Genomic DNA, 26,660 nt, shown 5'->3' with positions numbered 1-26,660 from the left:
CATATTTTTGCCGCGGGTGGGGCCGTTGTCTAGTTGGTGGGTGTGGGGTGCGTGTCTACTTTTGAATAAGCCTCCTTTAGTTGTAAATTTCAGCGTTGGATTAATGGCCTACCATACACCTTTAAAAGGTGTGGTTGATGTGATTCGAGCATGCTCAGCTCACGAGAACTTCCACTACCATGTTGGTGATTATCTGAGGCCTAAAAAGAAGCTACCTGCTCGGGGCATTCGAGTATTAAATAGTGCTGAGGATAGCCACGAAGCGTATGATGAAGCTTGTAGCTACGTTATTGGTGAAGCGTTTGAAAGGTGGCGAGAATGGCATCCGAAAAAGTAATCATGAAGAGAGCTCAACTGGCGGCGTCATTTAGCCGGGCCGCCAGAACAACCGTCGAAGGTAAGGCATTTGTTAAGGCGGTCATGAAAAGCTCTCCTGACGAAGCGGAACTAACGGTGGTTCCTGCTGCTGCTGAAGAGTCCGCAGCTCTAACTTTTCACCGGATTGAACGGCTAAACGTTCCTGTTGTCGTGTTGGTAACCAATGACGGGAACGAAATTGTTGCGCGTAACCTGTTATGGAACAGCCAAGAAGTTAAAACTAGCTCCTATACCGATATCTCTACAGAGGCGACGACCTTGGACTGGATGAAGACTATGGATGAAACTCCAGGTCAGAATTTCGCTGTCACTGGTTCTGAGTTTGCAACGAGAATCAATTCTGTAGCCACTTTGACTGTGGCTTGAAACCACTTATTCGCTTTACTTAAGAAGGACTAGTGTACTGTGTCTAACGCTTCTGTAGATTTTGTTGCCGTTGATTTTGAGACTGCAAATGCGAGCCGGGCTTCGGCTTGTGCAGTTGGTTTGACGGTTGTGAGGGGCGGCCAAGTCGTGGAGACTATTTCATGGCTGGTGAAGCCTCATGAGTCTGTTGCTGATTTTCACCCCTTAAATGTGAGTATCCACGGTATTACTGCTGCAATGGTCGAAGCTGATGGTGTGGGTTGGGCTGAAACTCGCCAGAGAATGCAGGAAATCATTGGCGACCTGCCTGTGATCGCTCATAACTCGGGATTTGACCGGTCCGTATGGAATCATGCCAATAAGGTTGCAGGTATTGATGAGTTAGCTCCTGATTTTTATTGCACACTGAGCTTGTCTCGTAGGTTGAGTAAGACTGGTGTGATTGCGGGGCTAGACCAGCACCGTCTTGACGTTCTAGCTGAGTTCTTTGGGCTAGAGCAGCTTCATCACCATGAGGCTGGTGAGGATTCCTTAATGGCGGCTTTGGTTGCTTTACGTCTGGTTGAGCTTGTTGGGGCGTCTTCGGTTGAGGACGCTTGGGGTGGGCCAACTAGTTCAGGCATGATTCGTACTGACCGCGTTCCGGCGCCTCGTAAGGTTCGACGAAATAATGTTCCGTCTTTTGTTCCGGTGGCTCCTGCGCCGGAGGGAATAGCAGGGGAGACTTTTACCTTGACGGGTGGGCTTGATGTTATGACCCGTGAAGAGTGTTGGGCTGCAATTGAGGCTGCTGGTGGCCATATTGCAAAGTCGGTGACGAAGAAAACCACTGTCTTGGTGATTGGCGCCGGAGCTGAGGAAAGCATGCCGCCCCTACTGGGAGAGAACCGTAAGGAACTTAAAACTATTTCTTTGATTGAAGCTGGTCAGCGGATTGCTGTGATCGGGGAACCTGATTTGCTGGCGTTATTAAACGAAAATTAGCTTGGGGGAATATCAGCTGTATGGCATAGCTCTTCTTGATATCTGTGGATGCTAAGGGAACTTTTGAATATGCCATAGTTAGTACCTCGAAGCTTATTCATAAGGGGTTCCGCAGGCTCACGCTTGCAGTATAATATTGACTAATTCTTCGAAAGACTCCTTTCCCTGCCTTGCAATAAAATCATAAGATGGATCATTTTGTCTAAAATTCAAACTATCACGAGGTATATTAACCAGTGAAAATTTAAAATATTTAGAATCAAGGCTGTAAGTTTCAGCTGCTGGCCCAACTGCTGTGAATTTATCTTGATTAATAGAGGTTATCTGAACAATTAGTCCGTCAGGGAAAATTCCTCCCTCTAGCAATACGAACTGATTAATTTTTATTTCACTAAGCGTAGTCATATTATTTTCCTCCTGGACTCTGTGAGAATTGGATGGGGTCTAGTTCAACCGATATTTTTCAACATTAGCATCATATTTATAGCAAATCTCGTACCATAAACTTTATCTATTCAGAATCCACTTAGGTAGCTTAATTTTCAAGCTTAACCTGTGTGGATGAGAGCAATTCCCTATAATACTCAATGTCATACGTCCTTGTTTCTGGCGTTGAAATCATATACAAATTTTCAGAGGCTGCAGGGTCTGTTAAATTGAATATATTGCTGTAAGCGGAGATAGGCGTTAATTCTCCATTAGTGTTAAATCCTTTCGCTCTATTTATGAGCCTGATTTCAATTATTTCGGAACTCTCTTCGCTTCTTTCTAGCATATAAATTATTAAATCGCATAGTGCAGCTTTCATGTATCCTTGACGTAAGTATTTTTTTCTGATTTCTTCAGAGCTGTAGAAGGCTGCTAAATTATTTATTTCATGAATATGGATAACACGGGTAACCCTCTGCGGGTCATTGGGATTGATTTCGTTAAATAGTGAACAAGGGTATTCACACTCTGCATTATTTCTGATACATTTTGTAGGTTCTTTAATAGTAATTTCTATAATATTTCCGCCGTCGAGGTCGCTTGTAGCAGAGGAATTACTGTAGTTAATTTTAAGTTTATTTTGGAAAGTAAAAATTTCATTCAAATTTTGAGGTCTTAGAATATTTTCTCTCAAGGTGGTGAGATGCAACTTTCTTATAAAGTGGATTATATATTTGAATTAAGGGTTTGCTAAATTTTTATGACAATCTTTGGAATAAGTCTGCGAAGTGTAGTTGTTGTTTGAAATCAGGGACTGGTATATCTAATTTTAGTAATTTAGACTTGGATATGTTTTTCATTGATCCGCTTGAGCCGCTAGATAGTTGCTGGATTTTTAACCTGTATTCAGGTGTTTGCAGTAGAAAGTATATGTATTCAGGCAGTACTTCTGTGGTTTTTTTCCAGATAAATTTCCATATTTTATCAGGGAGTGCAATATTTTCTCCTACTCCTCGGGCAAAAGCAACAGAGCCAACCATTTCAGTTGTGTTGGCACGGCTTATAAGTAAATCACCATTTTTAACCAAGTGCCCACTTGGAGGAACGTAGTCTGTGGGGAGCGGTTTTGTTTCAGAGGACGAGAAATTTTCCTTTGTTACAGCACTTATTTTAAGAACCCTATATTTAGAATAAATCTTTTGGCTTTTTGCAACTAAATTCTTACCCCCTTCGAGTCCTTCGATGACTGCTCCGAGTGGCTTTTTGGGAAGTTCCTCTAAAATGAAGATCGCTCTAAAGTAGGAATAGGCCAACTCTTTGAAAAGTTCCTGCTGGCACTCACGCTTTAGCTGGATGGTAGCCTTAAGTTCTTCAACTTCAGCTTCTTTTTTCTACTGAGCTACGGGCGGAATAGTCAACTTGATTTTCTTGACGAACTGAGGACGAGCACGAAGTAAGGAACCACCCACACCAGCAACAGTATTCATAAACTGGGCATGAAAGGAATCGCTGAGCAAATAGAAACGAAGCCAACGGTTTAGCACTCTGTCGGTACGAAAAACTATCCACTCGCTAGAAGCCAGCTGGCGACGTCCTTGTTCAGATGGCATAGGAACAACCCACACCCGGCGGATGTGGGGGACGATCTTTGAAATCATTACATCGCCAGGTTCAACCAGTTGCTTATTTGAGCCGATTTCAGAACCAGAAACTACCTGAGGGGCACCTGCATCATAGGCAGGGATGCTCAACAAATCGAAAACCTCATCAGGAAACCTGGCTGGGTTAACTGACGGTATTTTAGGTGCGAGCTCTCCGAGTTCAACAACTACTGATTCACTCACAGCCCCATCACCTTCTTCAGCTGCTCAATGTGCTCGCCAATTTCGCGCTGGGTCTGCTCCAGCTCCGCAATAATCTCCTCAGGGGAGCGGTAGACCACCTCTTCAAAAACCAGCTCCTTATAGCGGTTAATAGAGAGGTCATAGCCCTGCTCCACAATCTCACTCTTCGGCACCGTAAAAGACTGCTCCGTGCGGGCCCGCTCACGCTCAGCCCCATCACGCTCAGCCCAGCGCTTCAAAACCTCCGGCAAGTCATTAGCCTCCACCGGGTTCCGCTTATCATCCAGGCTGAACCCATCAGCCTCCACATCAAAGAACCACACCTCGTCAGTGCCACCCGAATTCGTCTTCGTAAAGAACAAAATCGCAGTCGATACACCCGCATAAGGCTTAAAGACACCCGAAGGTAACTTCACCACAGCGTCCAGCTTCTGGTCCTCAACCAAGGCGCGGCGAACGTCCTTATGAGCCTTCGACGACCCAAACAAAACACCATCCGGCACAATCACCGCAGCCCGCCCACCAGGCTTCAACAACTTCAAAAACAGAGCCAAAAACAGCAACTCAGTCTTCTTGGTCTTAGCGACCTTCAACAAATCCTGACTGGTCGCCTCATAATCCAAGCTCCCCGCAAACGGCGGATTCGCCAGAATCAAAGAGTACTTCTCGGCGTCCTCACTGGCACCCTCACTCAAAGAATCACGGTAGCGAATATCAGGGTTATTCACCCCGTGCAACATCATATTCATCGACCCAATACGCAACATGGTCGAATCAAAGTCATACCCGTGGAACATACCCCCATGGAAATGCTCCCGGTGCTTCGCATTCGTAAACGGGTCACGATTCTCACGCACCCACTCAGCAGCCGCCACCAAAAAACCAGCCGTACCGCAGGCAGGGTCCACAATGACGTCCTCAACATCAGGGGCCATCATCGCCACCATCAACTCAATAATGTGACGCGGAGTGCGGAACTGGCCATTAGTACCCGACGTTGCCAACTTTGACAGCATGTACTCATACAAGTCACCACTCGTATCAAGATCATCAAGAGCTATCGCATCTAACTGATCAACAACCTTAGCCAACAAGGCAGGGGAAGGAATACGGAAAGTAGCGTCCTTCATATGCTGCGAATAAGTGGACGCCTCACCACCCACCTGACTCCCCAAATTCCGCAAAAAGGGGAAAATACCAGTATTCATCAGGTCGAACATGACCTGCGGGTCCTGATTCTTAAAATTCTGCCACCGCAACAGCTCCTGGCCCTCACCAAAGACCGGGTTCTCCACCGGGCGGCCAGTCAACCGAGCCTTCTTCTCAGCCCGAGTCTGCGCATCATCCAAACGACGAATAAACAGCAAATAGGTCATCTGCTCAATAATCTCTAGCGGATTAGAAATACCACCCGACCAAAAATCATTCCAAATACGATCAATACGCGATTTAGTCTCGCCCGAGATTGCAATAGCCATAGCTCTAAGTCTATGGGGTTATGCCTCAAGGCACCCCCTACCCAGGGAAGAAAACCTTGCGTAGACTAGGGAACATGACAGCCAGCGCAGATTCACTGAGACTACAGAAACTCATTGCTGATAACAGCGATGCTATCGGCGCAATCTTCCGCAAGTATGGAGCCACCAATCCCAGGCTTTTCGGTTCAGTCGCACGCGGGGACGCTCATGCACAGAGCGACATCGACATCACGGTTGACATTGACGACACCAAAGGCGCAACCATCATGAAACTCGCTGGAATAGCCGAATCCCTCAGGAGGCTCTTAGGCGTCAGGGTTGATGTTGTTACGCCCACGGTTTTGCGAGAGAAAATCTCAGTAGAATCTAAGAAAGACCTAGTAACACTATGAGTCGTTCACCTATTTTTCGCCTTGAAGAGATCGCCACCGCGATCTCCGCATGTCTTGATTACTCAGCCCATTTAAAAGACCCAAAATTTTCAGACATGGCGTTAGACGCTATCGAACGGAACCTCGGAATTATTGGGGAAGCTGTGAACCATCTGCCAAAAGACTTAACAGCTCATTACCCAGATATAGACTGGGTTGCAATCGTGGGGCTTAGAAATTTTCTGATTCATAAGTATTTTGCTGTAGATGCTGAAGTAATTTACGAAATCTTAGAAAAATACCTTGTCCCGCTTCAAACAACTGTTCGTATGGCTATGATTCGGCTAGATAACTCTTAAGCTACCTCGGCCGTAGCCCTGATTCGGTTGAGAATCGAAACAATCTCAAAGGCGTCATCGTCTCCGAGCATCTCAAGCGGGTCACCCAAACTCACATAGGGGTCCTCATAGAGACGAGACGGGTCAACCGTGCCATTCTCACTCAGCTCATCCACAATGCGCTGCACAAACCGAATCTGCGTCGCCGAATACCGCGACTCATCCAAAAAGACCGCAAAAGCCGCCCGGGCCTCGTCCCTGCTCAAACCCACCAGCGAGCGCACAAACACACCCAGACCCCCGGACTCACGCGCCACCTGCACATTCGCCGGCCCACCAATACCCGAAGCATCAATCAGATCAGCCAGAGCCGCAAAATCCTCGTCCGTTAGTTGCTTGCCGCGAAGAACCTTCTGCACAGCAACCGCATCCAGGTGTTCGCGCAGGTACTCCTGCATTTTCTGCTCAAACCGTTCCTGGTTCATACCCACCTGGGTGCGCACTACCTCGACCTCTACCGGCTCGATAAGCTCGTCCTGAAAATTGGTGTAGACAATCTTCTTCTGGCCCTTATCGAGCAGGTGGGTGACACCGCGCAGCTTCTTGCGCATAAACTCCAGCAGGGCAGGGGAGACATCCACCCACCAGTCATCTGCGGCCAGTTGCTCCAGGTAGGGCAGGACGGCCGCGATGGCAGGTACCGCTGCCTTGGTCAGCAGGAGGTTCTCGGCGAGGGTCTGAGCCACCTCTTTGGTGCGGGCCAGTGCGGCAGAATCACCGGTCTTGGCCCGTACCAGCTTGAAAAAGACCAGGTTCAGAATCTCGGGCACATCAATGCCGGTATCGAGCATATCCACGCTAATGGCAATGCGGGGCAGAGACTCCGGCTGCGAGAACTTCTCAATCGCCGACTCCGCCACATACGTGCGGTTGGTAATTACCTGGGCATAGGAGCCGCCGTAGCCGGGGAAGAGCGCGTTAAACCGTTCGTAGATAAAATCAGCGTGGGCCTGGTTCTTAGCAAAAATAATAGTCTTACCTAGTAACTCACCGTCAGCTACCCGGTAGCCGTGCTCCATGAGTGTGGTCAGCACCTTATCGACCGTATCGGCGTTAAAGAGAAAACGATTCAGGGCTTCGCTGGTAATTTCTTCGGGCACAGCATCACCCCAGTCGGCAGATTCCCACTGCTCCTGCTCCGCCTCACTCAGCTGATCATAACGGATACCCTCACGCAAGAAACGGGTTCCCACGCTAAAGCCCCGCGTCGGCACTAGATAACCATCGCTGACCGCCTGGTCGAGGGTATAGGCATCGGTCGGGACCCCGGCCTCCATGTCAAAGAGAGCATAGGTATTGAAATCAACCTCGTCCTTAGGGGTAGCGGTGAGCCCCACCAGCAGGGCGTCAAAGTAGTCAAAAATCGCCTTGTACTTGGCATAGACCGACCGGTGAGCCTCATCGACCACAATCAGATCAAAATAGCCGGGACCGAATTCGCGCAGGGTAGCTTCGCCCTCGGCCCGGGTGCGGTTAATGATGTTTAGCATGGTGGGGTAGGTGCTGGCAAAAACCCGGCCATTGGCCTGCCTATCTTCTACCAGATTCACTGTAGCCAGGTTAGGAAGGTGAGCCTTGGAGGCCTTGACCGCCTGATTGACCAGGGCGGTGCGGTCAGCAAGGAACAACACGCGCTTGACCCACCCAGCCCGCGACAGCAAATCCACCAGGGCGATGGTTGTGCGGGTCTTACCCGAACCGGTCGCCATCACCAGCAGGGCCTTACGGCGGCGGGCGTCAAATGACTCAGCCACCGACGCAACAGCCCGCAACTGATAGCCGCGCCCCGCAATCTCAGTATTGACCTGCTGCCCGCTCAACTGCTGGCGGCTGGTTCTGCGCTCTATCATGAGGGCCAGCTCATCCTCGGTGAGGAACCCCTGCACCTCACGCGGCGGGTAACCGGCAGCGTCATCCCACAGGTAGTGGGTATAGCCGTTGGTATAGAAAATAACTGGACGGACGCCGGTTGCCGCCTGGAGCGCGTCCGCATATGCTTTGGCCTGGTCGCGGCCAATATCTACTGACTCCCGGGTCCGCTTGGCTTCGACCACGCCGAGGGGGCGGCCGTCCCTGCCCCACAGCACATAATCAACCCGACCCGACCCGCTGGGAGTGGGCAGCCCCGTTACCGGGTACTCGCGGTCACGCTTATGAGCAAGGGGCCAGCCAGCTTCTCCCAGGAGCAAGTCGATGAAGTAGTCGCGGGTCTCCGCCTCCTTGTAGTCGTGGGTATCTGGCAGGGTCTTGGCCGCCTGGGCTTCAGCCAACTGGGCGCGAAGACGCTCCAGCTCGGCGTCCATAGCATCCACCCGCGCCTGGTGTTCAGCTGCTATCCTCTCCATCTCAGCTGTGCGTTCTGCCTCAGCCTCAGCCATGCGCTGCTGGGTCAGGGCCCGCTGCTCCGCCTGACGGCGCAGCGTGGGAATCAGCTGGCGGTCAAAAGCCCTACCCATAGGAGCTAGGGCTGGGTTTGCCGAATGGTTATACACGCCCCAGACCATCAGGTGATATAGGTCGGTCACCGCCCGCTCGGCGTCCCGCTCAGAAAGAATCTTCCTGGAGTTATGGGCTGCATCGTTTCCCAGATGGCGGATGGTCTTGAACTTCAGGCGCTTGTCATTGTCGAGATATACCGAGAAAGCCTCATTGCTGGTCAGGGTTGCCAGCGTGGCTTGCTCAGGGCGGTAGATGCCCCGCACGCGGTAGATGTGCTCAACCAAGCCCTCGATAGCCCTCGGCCTTGGCGCAATCCTGGTAGAGCTCTGGCAGGGCCTGGTAAACAAAAGCAAAGTTAGACATAGCGCCTCGTGACTGTGCGAGAAGGTGTAGGTGCAATCACACATATTTTAGCCTGGTCAGCAGGTTCAGGCGCCAATATTCAGTAACCAATAGAGAAGGAGCGGGCTCCTATCGGCTCGGTGTGGGAGCCGGAGCCGACCAGGCGGCCCTTATCAAGTACCAGAATCTTATCGGCCTCCCGTGCCGTACCGATACGCTGGGCCACCACCACGATGGTCGCCCCCTGGGTGACATCTTGCTCCTTTGAGGGCTTTATGGTGTATCAAGGCCCCGTGCGGCCAGGGCGTCGCCGGTTTCCTGGGCGTAGGCGACTGTTGCAATGACTAGGGGGATGAAGAGCCGGAATTGTGAGACTTTTATGCCGCGGGCTGTCACTGCTGCCTGAATGAGCCGCCAGCTATCCATAATCACCGGGATAGAGCGCACCATCAGGGCTAGGGCCAGTCCGACGCGTTCAGGTGAGCCGCCTACCCATGTGAGGGGGGTGCATAGCCAGACGAAGCCGTCAATGATAGTCGGCATGGGGGTGGACCAGAGGAGTACCTTTGAGGCAGCAATCATGGTCAGTAGGGTCAAAATGACGTCGGCCCCGGCGGCTGTTTTGCCGCTGACCAGGTAGTAGACCGACAAGATCACCAGTAGCCAGGCAAGGGAAGCTAGGGCTTGAACCCAGGTGCGCCCCGGAATTTTTGCTAGAGCCCCCAGTGTGAGTACCAGGGTGAGGGCTGCCAGGCCGAAGGCCCAGTGGCTGGTGGCTGCCAGGTAGATAGTGAGGGCCAGTATGAAGGTTCCTTTGGCCCAGAGGGGTGCCCGGTGTATGGGGGTGTTCAGGGGCTGGTAGGTGCCAAAGAGCTGGTTGGCGATGTTCATGCCTGAGCCCCGTCAGGACGCTGGTGCTCATCTAGTGTGGGTAGGGTGGGGAAGTCTGTGGCGCACCAGTGTTGGTAGTCTGCCAGGATATCTGCTGCTGGCCCCTGGGCCAGGAGCCGGCCGCGGTGGATGACGATTGCTTCGTCGCAGGTGGCAGCAAGGTCTAGGTCGTGGGTTGAGATGACTTGCTGCTGGGGGAGGGCGTCAAGTAGATCAATGAACCTTAACCTGTTCCTTAGGTCTAAGAGAGTGGTGGGTTCATCTAGCAGTAGAACTTTAGGGTTTACGGCTAGAACGGCAGCTAGGGCAGTGAGTTGTTTTTCACCGCCGGAGAGGTTGTAGACAGAGTCAAAGGCGCGGTGCTCAACCCCGCGCTGTGCTAGAGCATCCAGGGCGGCTGCGCGGCGGGCGTCCTTACCTTTGATGTGCTGGAGGGAGAGTTCAACATCTTCAACCCCGGTGGGCATTACCAGTTGGGCGCCGGGGTCGGAGAAGAGCATGCCTACCCGTGAGCGCACCGCAGGTAGGTTCTGGCTAAGGCTGACTCCGTGCACGTTTACTTCACCTGAGGTGAGGGGGGAGAGGCCGTTGAAGAGGCGCAGAAAAGTGGATTTACCCGACCCGTTGAGGCCTAGTACGGCGGTGCGTGGGGAGGTGAGTTTTACGGTGATGCCCTGTAGGAGGGTGCGTTGGTCGGTGCCGGTATCAACGGTGACGGTGGCTTGGCAGGTAGCAAGCAGCCCGTCGTCCGTGAACTGGGGCGACGGGCTTGCTGTGGCTGTGCGTGAAGAGCGAGAAAAGAACACAGGCTCTATCGTACCTAGCGGCGGGCCAGGGTGGGGAAGGCACGGTGTACGGCCAGGGCTACTAGTACCGCAACCAGGCTCTTGATGAGGTCACCGGGGATGTAGATGAGGGCGGCGCCTACAGCGGTGCCTAGGTCAAGGTGGGCGTTGATTATCATGCCGATGATGCCGAAGATTTGGATGAGAACAAATCCGGCTAGTACTGCTAGGACGAAGGCCCCAAAAAGGCTGGCCCCGTTCAGGCGGCGGCGTAGGGCGGTGTAGGCGATGGTACCGGCGGCAAGGGCACCGGGGATGAAGCCTACTAGGTAGCCAAAGGAGGGGGCCGCGATGGTGCCTAGTCCGCTGCGTCCACCGGAGAAGACGGGCAGGCCAAGTAGGCCGGCGAGGACGTAAAGGGCTACAGCTAAGGCGGCGCGGGGGCCGCCGAGGGTGAGGGCTGCGATGTAGATGCCTAGGGTTTGGAGGGTAATCGGTACTGCTGCCGGGCCTACGGGGAAGGCTGGTAGGAGGGCGCAGACGGTGATGAAGGCTGCGAATACTGCGATGAGGGCTAGGTCGCGGCCGGGGTTTGCTGTGGCGCGTGCGTGCTGGGGGGAGGTTTGTGTAGATGTCATGTCTCTTACTATAAACCTGTTTTGAACACCGTTCAAAATCGGTATCTTTCATCCGGCATTAAAACCAGCCCACGCACTCATACACCCACAGCCCCTCACCATATCGACCATCCCTCACCTGCCAGGTAAGATAGAGAGCTGGCCAACCGACCCCTACCCAAGGAGCAGACCCGTGCTGTCAGTCAACAACCTCGAACTGCGAGCTGGCGCCCGCCTGCTCATGGAGGACGTCACCTTCCGCATCGACAAGGGCGATAAAGTTGGCCTGGTAGGCCGTAACGGCGCCGGTAAAACCACCATGACCAAGGTGCTAGCCGGGCTCACCCTACCTGCTGACGGCACCGTCACCCGCGGGGGAACCATCGGCTACCTGCCCCAGGACCCTAAAGTCGACGATATGACCCAGCTTGCTAAAGACCGTATCTTCTCAGCCCGCGGCCTCGATGGGGTAGCCCGCAAAATGCGCCAGGCCCAAGAGATGATGGCCAGCGAGGACCCCGCAGAGCACGCCAAGGGCATGCGCCGCTATGACCGGCTAGAGACTGAATTCATTGCCGGTGGCGGCTACGCTGCCGAATCGGAGGCTGCAACCATTACCGCTAACCTTGACCTGCCAGAGCGTGTGCTCAACCAGCCCCTCTCAACTCTTTCCGGTGGTCAGCGCCGCCGCGTGGAACTGGCCCGCATCCTCTTTGCTAATGCAGATACCATGCTGCTTGATGAGCCCACCAACCACCTGGACGCTGACTCTGTGATCTGGTTGCGCGAATTTTTGAAGAACTACCAGGGTGGCATCCTAGTCATTTCCCACGATGTTGAACTGATGGAACTGGTGGTCAATAAGGTTTTCTATCTAGATGCCAACCGCTGCGTCATTGATATCTACAACATGGGCTGGAAGAACTACCTCTTACAGCGCGAGCAGGATGAGGCTCGCCGCAAGCGCGAGCGCGCCAACGCCCAGAAGAAGGCCTCAGCTCTGATGGATCAGGCTAATAAGATGCGCGCTAAGGCTACTAAGGCGGTAGCTGCCCAGCAGATGATTAAGCGTGCTGAAAAGCTCATGCGTGGCCTAGAAGATGAGCGTCAGGTTGATAAGGTCGCCGCCATTCGCTTCCCTGACCCTGCCCCTTGCGGTAAGACACCTCTTTCTGCAACCGGTCTTTCCAAGAGCTATGGTTCGCTAGAAATCTTTACCGATGTTGATTTGGCGATTGACCGCGGTTCGCGTGTGGTGGTGCTGGGCTTTAACGGTGCTGGTAAGACCACCTTGCTGCGCATGCTGGCTAAGAGCACTCAACCTGATACTGGTGAGGTTATTTATGGTCATGGGGCGAAGGTGGGTTACTTTGCCCAGGAGCATGAAATCCTTGATCATGATCGCACGATCTTTGAGAATATGAAGTCAGCTGCCCCTGACCTTGATGATACTCGGGTTCGTACTATCCTTGGTTCTTTCCTCTTTTCGGGTGATGATGTGGATAAGCCTGCAGGGGTGCTCTCTGGTGGTGAGAAGACTCGCTTGTCGTTGGCAACCTTGGTGGCTTCGTCCGCTAATGTTTTGCTGCTAGATGAGCCGACGAACAACCTTGACCCGGCTTCGCGTGAAGAGATTTTGAATGCTTTGAAGAACTATCAGGGCGCTATTGTTATGGTTTCTCACGATGAGGGCGCTGTTGAGGCTCTTGACCCTGAGCGTGTGCTCTTGCTACCTGATGCGGTGGAAGATTTGTGGAGTAAGGAATACCAGGATCTTATTTCCCTAGCCTAGGTGCAGCAGGTAAAGATGTGCGGACGATTGCCCCGCCCGGTGCTGACCGGGCGGGGCATCTTTGCATCAGGGTATTATGAAAGGTTCGTACAAATAGGCTTGTGTGTCTGTTTTTTACGAAATCCCACTTGTGGTTTCACTACCTTGTTTGGTGAGAGACTATGTGATTCGTGGGTTTTTCGACAAAAGCACATATAACGAAATGATAAAGTTCTGCGTGTGCTGGAATCTACCTATCCTCACGGCGTAGAGTATTGGTTAGTTGCGGAAGTCAACTTCCCATAGGTTCGATGAAGACCGCTTCAGTGACGAAGCGGCGCAGAGAATTAATACCAGAGAACCAACACCGTTGTTGGGTAAAAGTTTGAAAGGACGATTCAATGCTGGAATCACACGACGTACGCTACCCCCTTATCTCAGAAGATGGCGTAGAGGTCGACGTATTTTGGACTGAAGACTAACACCTGCTCGTCCAGGTTGTGCGCATCTTCTTTTCCTCTTCACCTACCACTGTAAGTGACTTTTTAGACGTGTAATCTGTGTGAACTATGAGGGCCCGGTACCTATAGGTGCCGGGCCCTCAGCGTATTTTGAGGTCTTAGATGCCGGCGAAGACGCTACCTATGAGCTGGCCAGGGTAGGTGGTCATGAAACCGAAGAAGGCCAGGAGGTAAAGCCCGATATAGACGGTGAGGGTGGCGGTGAGAAAATTTTCCCGGGCCGAACCTGCATCCCCCAAGATGGGCAGTGCCATGTAACCGCTCTTGCGCCAGAGCTTACTGGGCACTAGAGGTTTGATGGTCATGGGCCATAGGGGGTTGACCCCGCGGGTAGTGAGGGCATCACCCACAATATGGGCGGTTGCCCCGGTGAGAACCGCCCAAGGCATCAGGGCAAGAGAATCAGTGTATATAGTCCCAGCGATCACTGCTAGGGCACCCAGCCACCCACCTGGGGCCTTGAAAATGCGCAAGGCTAAGCCGCCAGCAAAACCCGCCAGCGCTAGGGCCAGAATAGGGATACCTGCATAGGTGAGCCGGTCGGCAAAGAAAGCTAAGGCCCAAAAAGCTGCCAAACCTACCAGGGAGTGGGTTCCCTTACGGTGCCCCCCGGAAAGCCGGGCCACCAGTAGCGCTATCCAACGGCTTACCGGCGGAATCGAGTGGGCAATAGTCCCGTTGTGGTGGTCGATATCTGGGAGCATTCCTGCCCCTGCTGCCGCCAAGGTGGTAACAGCCAGGGTTGTGGGGTCATCGATGCCCAGCACCCCTACCTCATTGAGAGCCAGCCAGGCTGCTGCTGCGCTAATAGAGTGGGAATAACCCATCATAATGGTGCGATCCTTCAAGCAAAATAGTGCTAGCCAGAGTGAAAATACCACTTTAACACAGAATCGAACACCTGTTCTAATGCTCTGTGTTTACCGGTCAAGCCCCTCATCGAGCAGGGCATCTTCAATCTCTTCATCGGTCACCTTCTGGCTACGCCGAGCAACCTTAGGGCGCACAATGGACTTCATATGCGCGGGCATATCATCCACAAACTCCATGCGGCGGCGTATCACCTCTTCATCCTCATCACCAATATAGGTGCCATCAGCCTCATAGAACTGACCAAAATAGGCCTCAAGTTCTGCGGCAACCTGAGCATCTAACTCATCATTACGCACCTTCTGCCGGGCAGACCAAAAATAGGCCACATAGAACATGAGCGCAAAACAATACCACTGCACCGAATACGACAGATTAGGCCCATAATCTTCCTCCGGCTTATCCTTAGCAATCGGGGCACTGGCAGCCGCTGGGCTCTCAGAAGCCAGCACACCATAATTAGCCGTATCAACACTCAAACCAGTCAGCTGGGCAACCTCTGGCAGATCAATACTGCTAATTTGCCCATCAAGAGACGAAACCCCCATATCAGCCTCCCCTTCTACCAGGCGCACCGTCACCGTCACCTCACCACTAGGAGCCTGCGGCACCGGTAGGGCAGTAGAGCCAGCATCCCCAAATGCGGCCTCCATCCACCCCCGGTTAACCACCACAATAGGGCCCTGATCTGTCTGGAAAGGCACCAGCACCTCAAAACCGTTGAGCCCCTTATAAGGGCGATTACGCACCAATAACTGGTGCTCACCCAGATAGCGGCCACTGATTCTCACCGGCTGCCAGCGCAACTCAGGGTGGGCGGACGCAAACAAGCCAGGATCATCAGCAAAATCCAGCGGGGCAGCATCATAGTTCTGCACAATACGCTCATTAGAAAAATCTAGCGCCTCCTTCCGGCCCATCTGCCAGCTCGCCAAATACAGGCATATCAAGGAGGCCACCACCGTCAGCACAAACAGACCAACCCACTGCCCAGAGAGCAAAAAACCGTACTTCTTCACAATCAACCAACCTACCCCAGGGGAAGAGTCTGCTTCCAAAAACCACGGGCCACCAAAAAATCCTGCAAAAACTGCACATGCTCCTCACAGGCCACCCAGCTCTTGAGCCGGTCTGCCGTGTGCACCTTAGGGTTATTCCAGAGCAACTCAAAACAAGCCTGGGCCTGGCACCCCTTGCGGCTACACTTAACAAAATCCGGGCCCTGGGTGCTCTTACCTGCCTGGCTCTGATTCAAAGAACCTAAAATATCCACTTACTGCTCCTTACCATCCTCAGTGCCCCACAGCACATCACCCTCAATCATTACAGGCTCACCTGCTGGGCCGCCCTTAGCATCTGTGGGCCAAGCGCTCGCTGTCTTATCGTCTTTACTCTGGTTGGTTGCGTCCGCACTGTTATAGGAGGCGGTGCGGGCCGCACGGTCAGCCTGGGCTGCCTCAATAGCAGCTTGCTGTTCAGGGGGCAGCATGGAAGAAAACCCCTTGCTACCCTGCGGGGTGTCACCGTTAGCTACCGTTACTGCCATCCAGGGGATAATGGCTGCTACCCCCAGGCAGATCCACTGCCAGAACCCATCAACCATGACTGCGGCAATAATAAAAACAAGGCGCAAAAACATTTTGAAGGCATAAGCCTTAGCCCTAGAACTCACACCCGCAGACTGGCGTTCACTAGCGGCGGTGATTTCAAAAATTTCAGGCTCATCTGATGAGTATCCGGCCTTCTTTAGATCCTCAGCCGTCCAAAACTTCTGCGCCACAGGCACCCCTCACATCAGGCTCAAACTCACCCCACCAGTCTACCCCCGCCCCTTACACCCACCCCAACCCTTAACCGAACTATCCGTACCAAATAACACGCATCTGTTCTAAAGAGGCCACCACACAAAACACAACAGCGTAAGATAGGTGCAGAAACAAACCCCCACACCAAGGTGAAACAATGACCAACCCCACCGTACTTATTACCGGCGGCAACCGCGGCATCGGCTACGCTATCGCCACCGAATTCAAAAAAGCAGGCTACCAGGTAGCCATCACCTACCGCAGCGGCGAACCGCCTGCTGAATTCTTCGCCGTCAAGGCAGACGTCACCGACGCCGCCTCCATCAACGCAGCCTTCACCACCGTCGAAGCAGAATTTGGCCCCATCGGCACCATCATCGCTAACGCAGGCATCACCAAAGACACCCTGCTCATGCGCATGAAAGAAGAGGACTTCACCTCCGTCATCGACACCAACCTCACCGGCGCCTTCCGCGTAGCCCAGCGCGCCACCAAGGGCCTGCTCAAAAATAAGGGCGGCCGCATCATCTTCATCTCCTCCGTCGTAGGCCTCTACGGCAACCCCGGCCAGGTCAACTACTCTGCCTCAAAGGCAGGGCTTGTGGGCATGGCCCGTTCCATCACCCGCGAACTTGGCGCCCGCAACATCACCGCCAACGTCATCGCCCCCGGCTTCATCACCACCGACATGACCGAAACCCTCCCTGAGGACCTCAAAAAGCAGTACACTGACTCCATTCCCGCCCGCCGTTTTGCCCAGCCCAAAGAAATTGCTGATGTAGCCCTCTTCCTGGCCTCCGATGCCGCAGCTTACATCTCTGGTGCCGTTATCCCTGTTGACGGCGGCCTGGGCATGGGGCACTAAACGGGTCAACAAGAGTAGCCTAGTTGGTGTATACGCCAGAGCAAGGGCGGTAGCTCCCCTCTATCCCCTCCGCAGTCATCATTTGTACAACGCTTATAAGGACTAAGAATGCCACTTCAGAACAAGACCATCATCATCACCGGCTCCTCCCGCGGCGTGGGCGCAGACACCGCCCAGATTCTTGCCGCCCAGGGCGCTAACATCGTCGTCAACTACCGCTCTAAGGCACCGCGTGCCACCAAGGTTGTTGCCGCCATTGAAGAAGCTGGCGGTAAGGCCATTGCCGTGCAGGGCGATGTTACCAAGGCTGAGGACGCCGCTACCCTAGTTGATGCTGCCATCGAGAACTTTGGTTCCCTGGACTACCTGATTCTTAACGCCTCTGGTGGCATGGAAGCCGGTATGCCCGATGACTACGCCATGGTACTGAACCGCGACTCCCAGCTGCGCCTAGCCCGCCTGGCTGCCGAGAAAATGAGCGAGGGTGGCCGCATCGTTTTTGTGACCAGCCACCAGGCTCACTTCATTCGCGAAGTAGAGACCATGCCCGAGTACAAGCCTGTTGCTGAGTCCAAGCGCGCCGGTGAGGACGCCCTCCTGGCAGAAATCCCTGCCCTGACCGAAAAGGGTATCTCCCTGGTCGTTGTCTCTGCTGATATGATTGAGGGTACTGTCACAGCAGCCCTGCTTAACCGCCTGCACCCTGGCGCCATTGAGGCCCGCCGCGAAGAGGCCGGCAAGCTCTACACTGTCAACGAGTTCGCCCAGGAAGTTGCCAAGATGGTCACCGCCGATGTTGAAACCGGCCACATCGAGCTAGTTGGCGGGGCAGGCGGCTTCATCAAGTAGCCTCCCTACCGAACAAACACATAAGAAAAGGACGCTGGTAGCCACCTACCAGCGTCCTTTTACTTTTCAGGGTTCTGCTTTAGAGCCCGGCGAAGTGGCGCACCGCATCCAGGCGCAGAGTATTAATCTGGGCATCAGCAACATCAAGCAGAGCAGTCTTAGCGTTAAAAGCAACACCCAGCTGCGCCTCCAGAATCATGAGCACATCATTAGCACCATCACCCACAGCAATAGTCTGGGAAGACTTAATATCGAACTCCTTAGCCCACTCCTTCAAAGACTCCTTCTTCACCTCCCCGGTAATGACCTCACCAGTAACCTTGCCCGTGAGCTTACCCTCGATAATCTCAAGGACGTTAGCCCGCGCCTTGGAAAGGTTCAGGTAGCCAGCTAGCGGTGAAAGCACCTGCACAAAACCACCTGAGACCACACAGACCTCATGGCCTGCCGCCAAGAAAACCTCAACCAGCTTGGTGGCACCGGGGGAGTAGAGCACCTGAGAAGCAACCTCACCCACCACCGACTCATCCAGGCCAGCTAAAGCAGAAACACGCTCACGCAAAGAAGCCTCAAAATCAAGCTCCCCCCGCATAGCACGCTCAGTTACCTCAGCAACCTCAGCGCCGCGCCCTGCCGCAGCAGCCAGCTCATCAATGACCTCCTGACGAATCAGGGTCGAATCAACATCCATAATGAGCAGCTTCTTCTCATCATTCGCCAACTCAGCAGGCACCACATTCAAATCAAAACCCAGCGAGCGCGCCCCATCCAATAGGCCCACGGCACCGCGGGCATCCTCAACACCACCACGGTTCCAGACAGCAGAGACAAGATAGACCGAATAGGCCGGGCCCTCAGCCTCACGGGCCACATGCGAGGCAGGAACCTCCATCAGCAAACCCGACTCAAGTTCCAGCCCCTCAACAGCCTGCAAGGCAGTTACTAGCTGTTCCTCGCTAGCCAAAAGAGGGGCGTCCGCACGAGAAATAGCAACAATATTCACAGAAGTACTCATAGACACCATTATCTACTAAAATTGTGAACCATGGCATCAGTTCTCAAACTTAATAAGGTTACTGTCTCACGAAGCGGTAAAAACCTCATCAACAACATCACCTGGTCCGTCGAAGACGGCGAACGCTGGGTCGTCCTTGGCCCCAACGGCGCAGGCAAAACAACCCTCCTATCCATCGCCGCAGCCCGACTGCACCCCACCCGCGGCGAAGTTGACATCCTCGACGAAATCCTCGGCGCAGTCGACGTCTTCGAACTACGCCCCCGCATCGGCCTCTCATCAGCACCCATGGCCACCCAAATCCCCGCAGACGAAACCGTACTCAACGTCGTCATCACCGCAGCCTACGGCGTCGCAGGCCGCTGGAAAGAAGAATACGACTCCTTCGACGATAACCAAGGCAAAAACCTCCTCGAAGACTGGGGCGTAGACCACCTAGCAAACCGCGCCTTCGGCACCCTCTCAGAAGGCGAAAAGAAGCGCGTACTCATCGCCCGCGCCCTCATGACCGACCCCGAAATGCTCATCCTCGACGAACCCGGCGCCGGCATGGACATCGCAGGTAGAGAAGACCTCGTCAAACGCCTCACCAACCTCGCCCTAGACCCCCAGGCCCCAGCAACCATCCTGGTCACCCACCACCTCGAAGAAATCCCCGCCGGCTTCACCCACGCCCTGCTCCTGCGCGAAGGCGAAATCGTAGCGGCAGGCCCCATCGAAGAAACCATCACCCAAGAAAACATCTCAGCAACCTACGGGGTAGACCTCGACCTGACCATCCACGACTCAGGCCGCTACTCAGCCTTCGCCCGCTAAAACCCGGCATGAAACCCAAACAGCTCACCCCCGAGCAGCTGGCAGAACGCTCAGCCCGCATCACAGCCCTACCCAACACCCAGCCACTCAGCCAGGCACCGGCCCAGGCCACCCGCCATTACACCTCACTGACCGACGTAAAACTCCGCTCCGTCAAAGAACCCGAATGGGGAATTTACATCGCAGAGTCCTCTAAAGTGATACGGCGGGCGCTCGCGGCTGGGCACCGTCCGCTCTCTTTTTTGATGAGCGAAAAGTGGGCTGATGACCTCTATGATGTGCTGCAAGAACACCCGGAGGTTCCAGCCTTTGTGGGAAGTGAGGACGAGCTGGAGCAGGTCACCGGCTTTGCTCTGCACCGTGGTGCCCTTGCTGCTATGGCCCGGCCCCAGCCTGCCCCCTTAGGTGCCCTGCTTGAGGGGGTGCGGCGTATTGCCATCTTGGAAGATATTGTGGACCACACAAACGTGGGGGCTATTTTCCGTTCGGCTGCTGCCCTTGATATTGATCTGGTGCTGGTGACCCCGCGCTGTGCTGACCCGCTCTATCGGCGTTCTATCCGGGTTTCTATGGGCACTGTTTTTCAGGTTCCTTGGGCTCGTTTAGAATCCTGGCCTGGTGCTTTAGAGATTCTGCACGCAGCAGGTTTCACCACCGCAGCTCTAGCTCTGGAAGACGATTCCTTGAGCCTGGCGGAACTGGCAGAGCGTCAGTGCGAGAAACTAGCCTTGATTCTGGGCACTGAGGGGCACGGTTTAGCGCCGGCCACCCTGGCCGCTACCCAGCACACTGTGATGATTCCAATGAGTCACGGGGTGGATTCTTTGAATGTAGCGGCCGCCTCAGCCGTTGCCTTCTGGGAAACCCGCCCAAAGGTGGTAGAGTAGTTCCTCGGTTGTAAACCGCAACCACCGGCAGGCACCCGCCCCGGTAGTAACAAGATATGCACTGGCAAAATCCAGGGCACGAAGAAGGTAAAACATCATGCAGGCTGGCATCCACCCTGAATACAACTACGTTCTCTTCCGCGACCTCGCATCAGGCGAGACCTTCCTGACCAAGTCAACCATGACTTCTCAGAAGACCGAGAAGTGGGAAGACGGCAACGAGTACCCCCTCGTTGAAGTTGAAATCTCCTCAGCTTCACACCCCTTCTACACCGGTAAGCAGCGCATCATGGACGCCGCTGGTCGTGTTGAGCGCTTCAACGCTCGTTTCGCAAACTTCGGCAAGAAGGCCTAAGTTTACAGCCAGCTTTTTCAGGCTTAACATCACACCCCGTAACATGTGGTTTATCACGTGTTATGGGGTGTTTTTGTAGGTTCACTGCGTAAAATTGGGTTCGATTTACTCCGCACACCGCCTGTAGAGGTGAAGTGTGCACCTTTTGAGAGAAGTTAGGGAGGTACCGTGTCCGTCGCGGCCCACGAAGAACCTACAAAGAAAAAAAGCAAAAAAGCCCTCTGGATTACCCTGCTGCTTCTGTTGCTCATCCCGGTCATCGCTCTTGGTAGCTACCTCTTTATGATCAACAAGGCCTGGAACAAGTCAGAGACTTTTGACCACGCCATGCCGAACGAAGATGGCTCTGTTAGCTCCCTCCACAGCGAAGAACTGCAGGCCATGGTCGATGAAGCTGCTCATTCAAACACTCCCATCGTCAACGAAGAAACCGGTGCCACCTTAGAAAGTAACATCACCGAAGGTGATGCTAACGGTAACGGAATTCTAGATATCTACGAAGGTGGTGCTGTAACCGGACGCCCGGTCAACACTGCAGCTACCGACATCCTGCTACTAGGTTCTGACCAGCGATCCGGTGCTGAAGCCCAGTATGTTACCGGTGCCCGTGCCGATACCATCATGGTGCTGCACATCCCCGAGGACGGCTCTGCCGCCTACCTCATCTCCATCATGCGTGATACCTGGGTTAACATCCCTGGCTACGGCTCCCATAAGGTCAATGCGGGTCTGAACTACGGTGGTGTTGACCTGCAGGTCGCTACCGTTGAACAGCTACTGGGAATCCAAATGGACCACGTGGCTGAAATCGACTTCCAGGGCTTCAAAGCCCTGGTCGATACCCTCGGCGGGGTCACCGTTAATGTACCGCTGGCTTTCAACGCTTCAGCTCCTGGTTATTCTTATGCGGCAGGGCCCCAAACCATGACCGGTGGCCAGGCTCTCGTCTTTGTGCGCGAACGCTATAACTTTGTGGACGGTGACTACCAGCGCGTACGTAACCAGCGCGCCTTCCTACGCGGTATCTACAACGAGCTGAAAGCAGACGGTGCTCTGGCCTCAGCCAACAAGCTACTGCAGGTTATTGAATCTGTTTCACCCTACATGCGGGTCGATGCTGGCCTCTCACCCTCAGCCATTGTGGGTATCGCTCAGCCGGTTCTCTCTAACGGTAACACCCAGCTTGTTTCTATGACCCTCCCCAACGCTGGCACCGGCTGGTCCTGGGATGGCCAGTCCATCGTGGTACTTGACGCTGCAGCAACCAGCTCACTATCACATGCCCTCCAAACCGATACCATGCCTAACTACATTGCTACCTATGGTTCAGACTAAAGGCAGATAGATTCTCTCGATAAAGAGAGCACAGAATAAGGGGAGCCCCACCACATGGCGGGGCTCCCCTTACACTTTTAATCAAAAACCTAGATACTAAATGCTCACTGCCTTAGCTCCAAGCACCTAATGCTCAAGCGGATCAGCTGAAACTTCATCCTCGGTATAACTGTTATCACGACCAACAAAGAGGGCTAAAAAGGCAGTAGAAGCGCCCAACACGATACCAAGAACACCTAAAAGCGGCTTGAAAAAGACAAGCACCAAACTCGTAGCAAGAATAAGCCCACCCACAAGACCAAGGAGCACAGAAATACGCTGAAGACCCAGAGAATGAGAGCTACTAACGGCCCCAACCACCCTACTTCCACCAGACTCAGAAGAACCCTGCTCTACTGCAACTGGACGGCTCGGCATGAGCGAACGCTTCTTCTTAGAAGCACTACCACGGGCCGATTCACCCTCTGTAGGCCTATAGGCCGCAGGAACCTCATACGACGGGGCTACCGGAAGAAGCTCAGGCAAATAATTCGGCAAATCCTGGTACCACTGGGCAGGAATATCAGAAGCCCGCACAGCCTGCACCGTCAGCGAAAGCTCAAAAGAATTACCGCGAATAGTACCCCAAGCACTGGTGAGCTTATCGTGCTCATAAGCATGACGAATAACAGGAGCTAACTGCTCAGAAATCTGAGTGGAAAGACGCCCCACCATCTTACGATTATGAAAAACCTCAACGGAATCAACCACACGCCCATCCGGGTGCCTCATCTGATTATTCTCCAAGGAGAGAATAACGCGACCCTCACCAGAAGCAGGCAAAATAGAATGCAAATATTCTGAATGGTCTTTCTCATCCAAGACCTTCATCGAAGGCCCCTGAGGAAGCAAAGTCGCCTGAGTAGGAGCATCATTGAGAGGAAAGAGAGAACCAGGGGCACTCAAAGAAAGCAGACCACTACTTTCAATATGGGTTTCACCAGTAACCCCCCGCAAAACAGCAGAAAGCTGCAACCGAGCGATAGCATCATAACCAGAAGCAACCACCCGAGTAATCGGCCCCCAATAAGCAGCCGAATCCTCAGCAGACAAACGACCCAGTTTCACATCATCCGCATAGACCGCAATAGCCTGCGGCTGATAAGGGTTATCCGGCTCTGGCACAAGACGAACCTCACCATTCCAGACCCGTTCACGATCAATCAAGAGTTCTTCAAAGATTTGAAGAATTTCTGCATCGTAAAAGTCATCGGTAATGACCTGCACAGTGCCACGATCGCCCAGTACGTAGTCGGTCACAGTAGGCTCCTTATCCCAAAAAGTTACTCCCTATAGCTTCTCACGAAAAAGCCGGTTTTGGTTTGCAATGCTACCCACCAAAACCGGCTTTCTGCGTAGATTCTCAGCTAAAGACCTAGTTACCCGCCCCCTCTTCAACAGCAGATGCATTATAGGCCTGAGCAGTCAGGGTGCGGACGGCATCATCAAGCAACTCCCGCACCAGTCGCACCAAGGCAGTAGGGGCATCCGCATGCTCAGTTAGCCAGCGCTCGGTAGCACGGACGACCGGGTGGTCCACCACAGTGCCCTCTGCCAGCTCTACCACCGGGTAGAGACCACGAATAAGACGAGTAGCCATACCCCCAGTACGAGAAGCCCACGTGGGAGCCAGAAGCTCAAAGAAAGCATCCCGGTAACCAACCCGCAGCTCCTCAGGCCCCTGCTGGAAACCAGCGGCACTAGCCGACAACAACTCATTAGAGAGACCCATATCTTCAGTCACCAAACTCCACGCAGCCTGCTTAGCAGCCGCCACCGGCAGGGCAGCAACCGCAAAAGCATAACCACGCTCAGCCGTAGCAGAAGGACGGAACAACCGAGCCTCACCCAACTCCTGCCCCGTCACCGCACCCTGAACCGCAAGCGCCCCCAAAGCCTTCCACCCCAAAGTCTGGTTATAACCCATCCCAGGAACATCAGCAATAAAACCCTCAACCTGCCCGCTGGCACCCCGGGCCACATCCTGAGCAAACTCAAGACCCAACTGAGAATGCGCCGCAAGAGCCAAAAGCGCACGCACCAAAATCAACTGCTCATCACTACCCTCCTCCACACCAGAAAGAGCCTCAGACAAAGCAACATACAAGGCATCCCACAACTCACCACGAGCCCCAGCCGGGGTATACAAAGAAATCGCAGCCTGCGCCTGATCCACAATATTCGACAACAAAGTAGCAGACGGCTCCACAGCAGCAGCCTGCCCCACAGCCAACACAAACCGGCCGCTAGCAAGCCTGCCATCACGCACCATATTCCACAAACTACCCCACAACAAACCCCGCGACAGAGCATCCTCCACCGACGACACCTGAGACAAAACAAACTCAAGCCCATCAGCCTCAGACAAAGCAACCTTCGCATACGTCAAATCCTCAGCATTGAGCAAAACCACATCAGCAGCCCCCACAAGAGCCCGCTCCCGCTCACTCAACCCAACCAACACCTCACCCTGACCCACAGGAATATCAACCGACACCACACCCATCGGCACAAGACACCCACCCTCAGACTCAAACAGGGCAACCTTCAACAAATGCGGACGCCCCAACCCAGCAGGCACACCCACCGGCAACTTCTGACGCACTACCAACCCGGCAGAACCACCACCCCCTACAACACGCTCACACCACAACTCAGACAAACCACTCGTCATCAACCACGCCTCAGCCCACGTACGCACATCACGATCAGAAACCTCATCAAGCACACCCAAAAAATCATCAAGAGTCGTATTACCCCACTCAAACCGCTTAAAATACACCCGCGCAGCCTCAATAAACTGATCAAACCCCACATAAGCAACCAACTGCTTCAGAGCGCTCGCACCCTTTGCGTAGGTAATACCGTCGAAGTTCTGGCGGGCGGCTTCAAGGTGGGGGATGTCAGCCACAATGGGGTGGGTGGTCGGTAGCTGGTCCTGCCGGTAGGCCCATGCTTTACGGGAGTTGGCGAAGGTGACCCAGGCGTCCTTATACCCATTGGCTTCAGCGGCTCCTAGGTGCCCCATGAAGTCAGCGAAGGACTCCTTGACCCATAGGTCGTTCCACCATTTCATGGTGACTAGGTCACCGAACCACATGTGGCTCATCTCGTGGCAGATGACATTGGCCCGGCCCTCAAGCTGGGACTCGTCAGCCCCGGAGACAAAAATGTAGCCCTCGGTGAAGGTCACCAGCCCGGGATTCTCCATGGCCCCCAGGTTGTACTCGGGCACAAAGGCCTGTTCGTACTTGGGGTAGGGGTAGGCGTAGTCAAAGAGATCCTGGAAGAAATCTAGGCCCTGTTTGGTCACGGTAAAAATGTTCTGGTAGTCAAAATGCTCTTTGAGGGACTGACGGCAGTAGGCAACTAGCGGGATCTTCCCGGAGTTAACGGCGGAGGCGGGAGTGTAGGTGTCAAAAGCAGTAAAGTACTCGCCGGCCACAATAGCGGTGATGTAGGTGGAGATACGGGCAGTGGGCTTGAAGACCCGCTTAGAGATAGAAGAATCAGACGGATCATCAATCTCCCGATCCAACTCACCATTAGAGCTCACCACCCAGCTCTTGGGAGCCGTAATACGGAAGTTAAAAACAGCTTTGAGGTCGGGTTGTTCGAAGTTGGGGAAGACTCGGCGGCAGTCTGCTGGTTCGTACTGGGTGTAGATGTAAATCTTGCCATCGGCGGGGTCGATGTAGCGGTGTAGGCCTTCACCTGAACGACTAAAGTAGGAGCGGCCTTTAATGGTCAGGGTATTTTCTTCTGCTAGCTCCGGCAGAATAATACGGGACCCTTCAACTACTTCATTAAGAGGCAGTGGGGTTCCGTTGAGTTTGACTGAGTCAACTGATTGATGGATGTAGTCGATAAAAGTGCTAGCGCCTTCGGTAGCAGTAAATCGTATGGTGGTGGCTACCGGGTAGGTATCAAAGTCAGAGGTTGCATGGGTGAGGTCAACATGCACATCGTAGGTTTCAACATTGATGGTTTGGGCGCGGAGGGCAGCTTCTTCTTGAGTCAAATTTTCGTTATTCATATCACTATGGTAAAGCTCGGTCTCTATTAAGGTCGAGCAGGGGAGTGCCTGTGGTGGGAGGGGGCTGGACCTAGTTTGCGAACCTGCTCTATCTTGTGTATAGTTATTACTCGTTGCCAGCACGGCTTTGGAAAAAGACGTGTAAGACACCTTGCGCGGGTGGCGGAATAGGCA

General features: G+C 53.7%; 29 protein-coding genes. 12 read left to right on the top strand and 17 right to left on the bottom strand.

The window, feature by feature from the left end; genetic code table 11:
* The 3 genes from ACEE09_RS09085 to ACEE09_RS09075 all read left to right on the top strand — a co-directional run.
* The coding region (locus ACEE09_RS09085; protein WP_449084030.1) for a hypothetical protein at nt 1–337 on the top strand (337 nt) is incomplete at its 5' end.
* Nucleotides 319–744, top strand: a complete 426-nt coding sequence (locus ACEE09_RS09080) for a hypothetical protein (RefSeq protein WP_449084028.1) — start codon at nt 319–321, stop codon at nt 742–744. The genes ACEE09_RS09085 and ACEE09_RS09080, both read left to right, overlap by 19 nt.
* Nucleotides 745–783: 39 nt before the next feature.
* Nucleotides 784–1,728 carry an exonuclease domain-containing protein gene (locus ACEE09_RS09075; RefSeq protein WP_449084027.1) on the top strand — a complete coding sequence of 315 codons (945 nt, stop codon included), beginning with the start codon at nt 784–786 and terminating at the stop codon, nt 1,726–1,728.
* Between the two features lie 117 nt (nt 1,729–1,845).
* Here the strand turns inward: ACEE09_RS09075 and ACEE09_RS09070 are convergent, their stop codons facing one another.
* From ACEE09_RS09070 to ACEE09_RS09050, 5 genes are all read right to left on the bottom strand, one after another.
* On the bottom strand, nt 1,846–2,133 hold the full coding sequence (locus ACEE09_RS09070; RefSeq protein WP_449084025.1) for a hypothetical protein: 288 nt from the start codon (nt 2,131–2,133) through the stop codon (nt 1,846–1,848).
* 130 nt (nt 2,134–2,263) lie between these two features.
* The gene (locus tag ACEE09_RS09065) at nt 2,264–2,851 is read right to left on the bottom strand and encodes a hypothetical protein (RefSeq protein ID WP_449084023.1); all 588 of its coding nucleotides are present in this window, start codon (nt 2,849–2,851) and stop codon (nt 2,264–2,266) included.
* Nucleotides 2,852–2,915: 64 nt separating this feature from the next.
* A complete protein-coding gene (locus ACEE09_RS09060; protein WP_449084021.1) occupies nt 2,916–3,470 on the bottom strand; it encodes a restriction endonuclease subunit S in 555 nt (184 codons plus the stop codon).
* A gap of 78 nt (nt 3,471–3,548) precedes the next feature.
* Nucleotides 3,549–4,001: a hypothetical protein gene (locus ACEE09_RS09055; protein WP_449084019.1), complete on the bottom strand. Its 453-nt coding sequence runs from the start codon at nt 3,999–4,001 to the stop codon at nt 3,549–3,551.
* Nucleotides 3,998–5,479, bottom strand: a complete 1,482-nt coding sequence (locus ACEE09_RS09050; RefSeq protein ID WP_449084017.1) for a type I restriction-modification system subunit M — start codon at nt 5,477–5,479, stop codon at nt 3,998–4,000. Before ACEE09_RS09050 ends, ACEE09_RS09055 begins: the two co-directional genes overlap by 4 nt.
* A 74-nt stretch (nt 5,480–5,553) precedes the next feature.
* Between ACEE09_RS09050 and ACEE09_RS09045 the strand changes: the two genes are divergently transcribed.
* On the top strand, nt 5,554–5,871 hold the full coding sequence (locus ACEE09_RS09045; RefSeq protein WP_449084015.1) for a nucleotidyltransferase family protein: 318 nt from the start codon (nt 5,554–5,556) through the stop codon (nt 5,869–5,871).
* Nucleotides 5,868–6,209 (top strand): HepT-like ribonuclease domain-containing protein, encoded by a 342-nt coding sequence (locus ACEE09_RS09040; protein WP_449084014.1) that lies wholly within the window; start codon nt 5,868–5,870, stop codon nt 6,207–6,209. Before ACEE09_RS09045 ends, ACEE09_RS09040 begins: the two co-directional genes overlap by 4 nt.
* Here the strand turns inward: ACEE09_RS09040 and ACEE09_RS09035 are convergent.
* From ACEE09_RS09035 to ACEE09_RS09015, 5 genes are all read right to left on the bottom strand, one after another.
* Nucleotides 6,206–8,971, bottom strand: a complete 2,766-nt coding sequence (locus tag ACEE09_RS09035; protein ID WP_449084013.1) for a type I restriction endonuclease subunit R — start codon at nt 8,969–8,971, stop codon at nt 6,206–6,208. The genes ACEE09_RS09040 and ACEE09_RS09035 overlap by 4 nt on opposite strands.
* Nucleotides 8,972–9,129: 158 nt before the next feature.
* On the bottom strand, nt 9,130–9,261 hold the full coding sequence (locus tag ACEE09_RS09030; RefSeq protein ID WP_449084011.1) for a hypothetical protein: 132 nt from the start codon (nt 9,259–9,261) through the stop codon (nt 9,130–9,132).
* Nucleotides 9,262–9,302: 41 nt separating this feature from the next.
* Nucleotides 9,303–9,920 carry an energy-coupling factor transporter transmembrane component T family protein gene (locus ACEE09_RS09025; RefSeq protein WP_449084009.1) on the bottom strand — a complete coding sequence of 206 codons (618 nt, stop codon included), beginning with the start codon at nt 9,918–9,920 and terminating at the stop codon, nt 9,303–9,305.
* Nucleotides 9,917–10,726, bottom strand: coding sequence for an energy-coupling factor ABC transporter ATP-binding protein (locus ACEE09_RS09020; RefSeq protein ID WP_449084007.1), 810 nt, complete (start codon nt 10,724–10,726; stop codon nt 9,917–9,919). The genes ACEE09_RS09025 and ACEE09_RS09020 overlap by 4 nt, the downstream gene beginning before the upstream one ends.
* Before the next feature lie 14 nt (nt 10,727–10,740).
* Nucleotides 10,741–11,343 carry a biotin transporter BioY gene (locus ACEE09_RS09015; RefSeq protein WP_449084006.1) on the bottom strand — a complete coding sequence of 201 codons (603 nt, stop codon included), beginning with the start codon at nt 11,341–11,343 and terminating at the stop codon, nt 10,741–10,743.
* A gap of 172 nt (nt 11,344–11,515) precedes the next feature.
* Between ACEE09_RS09015 and abc-f the strand changes: the two genes are divergently transcribed.
* Nucleotides 11,516–13,114, top strand: a complete 1,599-nt coding sequence (gene abc-f / locus ACEE09_RS09010; RefSeq protein WP_449084004.1) for a ribosomal protection-like ABC-F family protein — start codon at nt 11,516–11,518, stop codon at nt 13,112–13,114.
* A gap of 598 nt (nt 13,115–13,712) precedes the next feature.
* Here the strand turns inward: abc-f and ACEE09_RS09005 are convergent.
* The 4 genes from ACEE09_RS09005 to ACEE09_RS08990 all read right to left on the bottom strand — a co-directional run bounded on the left by ACEE09_RS09005 (nt 13,713) and on the right by ACEE09_RS08990 (nt 16,264).
* Complete coding sequence (locus ACEE09_RS09005) at nt 13,713–14,444, bottom strand: metal-dependent hydrolase (RefSeq protein WP_449084003.1); 732 nt, start codon at nt 14,442–14,444, stop codon at nt 13,713–13,715.
* Nucleotides 14,445–14,534: 90 nt separating this feature from the next.
* Nucleotides 14,535–15,503 carry an SURF1 family cytochrome oxidase biogenesis protein gene (locus tag ACEE09_RS09000; protein ID WP_449084001.1) on the bottom strand — a complete coding sequence of 323 codons (969 nt, stop codon included), beginning with the start codon at nt 15,501–15,503 and terminating at the stop codon, nt 14,535–14,537.
* Nucleotides 15,504–15,514: 11 nt separating this feature from the next.
* Nucleotides 15,515–15,757, bottom strand: a complete 243-nt coding sequence (locus ACEE09_RS08995) for an acetone carboxylase (protein ID WP_449083999.1) — start codon at nt 15,755–15,757, stop codon at nt 15,515–15,517.
* Nucleotides 15,758–16,264 carry a DUF3099 domain-containing protein gene (locus tag ACEE09_RS08990; protein ID WP_449083998.1) on the bottom strand — a complete coding sequence of 169 codons (507 nt, stop codon included), beginning with the start codon at nt 16,262–16,264 and terminating at the stop codon, nt 15,758–15,760.
* A 182-nt stretch (nt 16,265–16,446) separates the two neighbouring features.
* Between ACEE09_RS08990 and ACEE09_RS08985 the strand changes: the two genes are divergently transcribed.
* Both ACEE09_RS08985 and ACEE09_RS08980 read left to right on the top strand, forming a co-directional pair.
* Nucleotides 16,447–17,154: a beta-ketoacyl-ACP reductase gene (locus ACEE09_RS08985; protein ID WP_449083997.1), complete on the top strand. Its 708-nt coding sequence runs from the start codon at nt 16,447–16,449 to the stop codon at nt 17,152–17,154.
* Nucleotides 17,155–17,262: 108 nt separating this feature from the next.
* Entirely contained in the window at nt 17,263–18,003 is a 741-nt protein-coding gene (locus ACEE09_RS08980) for an SDR family oxidoreductase (protein WP_449083995.1), read from the top strand.
* A gap of 79 nt (nt 18,004–18,082) precedes the next feature.
* On the opposite strand, the gene serB is transcribed toward ACEE09_RS08980, so the two are convergent.
* Nucleotides 18,083–19,018 carry a phosphoserine phosphatase SerB gene (gene serB / locus ACEE09_RS08975; RefSeq protein WP_449083993.1) on the bottom strand — a complete coding sequence of 312 codons (936 nt, stop codon included), beginning with the start codon at nt 19,016–19,018 and terminating at the stop codon, nt 18,083–18,085.
* Nucleotides 19,019–19,048: 30 nt separating this feature from the next.
* On the opposite strand from serB, the gene ACEE09_RS08970 reads away from it, so the two are divergent.
* The 4 genes from ACEE09_RS08970 to ACEE09_RS08955 all read left to right on the top strand — a co-directional run bounded on the left by ACEE09_RS08970 (nt 19,049) and on the right by ACEE09_RS08955 (nt 22,411).
* Nucleotides 19,049–19,834, top strand: coding sequence for an ABC transporter ATP-binding protein (locus tag ACEE09_RS08970; RefSeq protein ID WP_449083991.1), 786 nt, complete (start codon nt 19,049–19,051; stop codon nt 19,832–19,834).
* Between the two features lie 8 nt (nt 19,835–19,842).
* Nucleotides 19,843–20,721 carry a TrmH family RNA methyltransferase gene (locus ACEE09_RS08965; protein WP_449083989.1) on the top strand — a complete coding sequence of 293 codons (879 nt, stop codon included), beginning with the start codon at nt 19,843–19,845 and terminating at the stop codon, nt 20,719–20,721.
* Nucleotides 20,722–20,818: 97 nt separating this feature from the next.
* The gene (locus ACEE09_RS08960) at nt 20,819–21,076 is read left to right on the top strand and encodes a type B 50S ribosomal protein L31 (protein WP_083091002.1); all 258 of its coding nucleotides are present in this window, start codon (nt 20,819–20,821) and stop codon (nt 21,074–21,076) included.
* Nucleotides 21,077–21,244: 168 nt separating this feature from the next.
* Nucleotides 21,245–22,411: an LCP family glycopolymer transferase gene (locus tag ACEE09_RS08955; RefSeq protein WP_449083987.1), complete on the top strand. Its 1,167-nt coding sequence runs from the start codon at nt 21,245–21,247 to the stop codon at nt 22,409–22,411.
* Between the two features lie 126 nt (nt 22,412–22,537).
* Here the strand turns inward: ACEE09_RS08955 and ACEE09_RS08950 are convergent, their stop codons facing one another.
* On the bottom strand, nt 22,538–23,710 hold the full coding sequence (locus ACEE09_RS08950) for an HIRAN domain-containing protein (protein ID WP_449083985.1): 1,173 nt from the start codon (nt 23,708–23,710) through the stop codon (nt 22,538–22,540).
* 115 nt (nt 23,711–23,825) lie between these two features.
* Nucleotides 23,826–26,486 (bottom strand): aminopeptidase N, encoded by a 2,661-nt coding sequence (pepN, locus tag ACEE09_RS08945; RefSeq protein ID WP_449083983.1) that lies wholly within the window; start codon nt 26,484–26,486, stop codon nt 23,826–23,828.
* Nucleotides 26,487–26,660 lie beyond the last annotated feature (174 nt).

Source organism: Rothia sp. 88186D007BW, assembly GCF_053544215.1.
Note: the sequence above shows the minus strand (reverse complement) of the source record. Positions and strands in the feature narration are given on the sequence as shown.

Bases quoted from the DNA above. Each gene is read 5' to 3' on its own strand.
- ACEE09_RS09080 (WP_449084028.1), top strand. From the start codon at position 319: ATGGCATCCGAAAAAGTAATCATGAAGAGAGCTCAACTGGCGGCGTCA.
- ACEE09_RS09070 (WP_449084025.1), bottom strand. From the start codon at position 2,133: ATGACTACGCTTAGTGAAATAAAAATTAATCAGTTCGTATTGCTAGAG.
- ACEE09_RS09050 (WP_449084017.1), bottom strand. From the start codon at position 5,479: ATGGCTATTGCAATCTCGGGCGAGACTAAATCGCGTATTGATCGTATT.
- ACEE09_RS09045 (WP_449084015.1), top strand. From the start codon at position 5,554: ATGACAGCCAGCGCAGATTCACTGAGACTACAGAAACTCATTGCTGAT.
- ACEE09_RS09040 (WP_449084014.1), top strand. From the start codon at position 5,868: ATGAGTCGTTCACCTATTTTTCGCCTTGAAGAGATCGCCACCGCGATC.
- ACEE09_RS09025 (WP_449084009.1), bottom strand. From the start codon at position 9,920: ATGAACATCGCCAACCAGCTCTTTGGCACCTACCAGCCCCTGAACACC.
- ACEE09_RS09015 (WP_449084006.1), bottom strand. From the start codon at position 11,343: ATGACATCTACACAAACCTCCCCCCAGCACGCACGCGCCACAGCAAAC.
- ACEE09_RS09005 (WP_449084003.1), bottom strand. From the start codon at position 14,444: ATGATGGGTTATTCCCACTCTATTAGCGCAGCAGCAGCCTGGCTGGCT.
- ACEE09_RS08985 (WP_449083997.1), top strand. From the start codon at position 16,447: ATGACCAACCCCACCGTACTTATTACCGGCGGCAACCGCGGCATCGGC.
- ACEE09_RS08980 (WP_449083995.1), top strand. From the start codon at position 17,263: ATGCCACTTCAGAACAAGACCATCATCATCACCGGCTCCTCCCGCGGC.
- serB (WP_449083993.1), bottom strand. From the start codon at position 19,018: ATGAGTACTTCTGTGAATATTGTTGCTATTTCTCGTGCGGACGCCCCT.
- ACEE09_RS08970 (WP_449083991.1), top strand. From the start codon at position 19,049: ATGGCATCAGTTCTCAAACTTAATAAGGTTACTGTCTCACGAAGCGGT.
- ACEE09_RS08965 (WP_449083989.1), top strand. From the start codon at position 19,843: ATGAAACCCAAACAGCTCACCCCCGAGCAGCTGGCAGAACGCTCAGCC.
- ACEE09_RS08960 (WP_083091002.1), top strand. From the start codon at position 20,819: ATGCAGGCTGGCATCCACCCTGAATACAACTACGTTCTCTTCCGCGAC.
- pepN (WP_449083983.1), bottom strand. From the start codon at position 26,486: ATGAATAACGAAAATTTGACTCAAGAAGAAGCTGCCCTCCGCGCCCAA.